This window comes from Streptomyces sp. DH12 (genome assembly GCF_020873895.1).
GTDB lineage: Bacteria > Actinomycetota > Actinomycetes > Streptomycetales > Streptomycetaceae > Streptomyces.
The window spans coordinates 1-435 of the sequence record NZ_JAHWGT010001220.1 but is presented as its reverse complement, the minus strand read 5'-3'; the positions used below and the strand labels follow the sequence as shown (position 1 = coordinate 435).

The 435-nt window shown below is 71.0% G+C and carries 2 protein-coding genes; both read right to left on the bottom strand.

Translation table 11 applies throughout. The features are described from left to right. The coding region (locus LPA54_RS39340; protein ID WP_228985186.1) for an Lrp/AsnC family transcriptional regulator at positions 1 to 159 on the bottom strand (159 nt) is incomplete at its 3' end. A 10-nt stretch (positions 160 to 169) separates the two neighbouring features. Beyond that, positions 170 to 435: amino acid permease C-terminal domain-containing protein (locus tag LPA54_RS39335; RefSeq protein WP_306806636.1), on the bottom strand; the 266-nt coding region annotated here is incomplete at its 5' end.

The following is a 435-nucleotide window of genomic DNA, read 5'->3' as shown; positions in this document are numbered from 1 at the left end:
CACGGTGAAACCGGTGATGGCCCCGGTGGCGCGCAGCCGGTCCACGCGCCGTTTGACGGCGGGCGCGGAGAGGCCGACGAGCTGGCCGATGTCCGCGTAGGAGCGGCGGGCGTCCTCGGCGAGGGCGTGCACGATGCGTTCGTCGAGATCGTTCAGCACTGCGGGTCGTTCACTTCGCTTCCGACGGGGCGGGGGCGGCGAGCCGGGAGCGGCGGTAGCCGTAGAGGAAGTAGAACACGAGCCCGACGGCCATCCAGACACCGAAGACGACCCAGGTGACGGTGGACAGGCTGCCCATCATCCAGAGGCAGAAACCGAGGCCGAGGGCGGGCAGCAGCGGGGACAGCGGAACCCGGAAGGAGCGCGGCATGTCGGGGCGGCTGCGGCGCAGCACCACGACGGCGACGTTGACCAGCGCGAAGGCGAAGAGGGTGC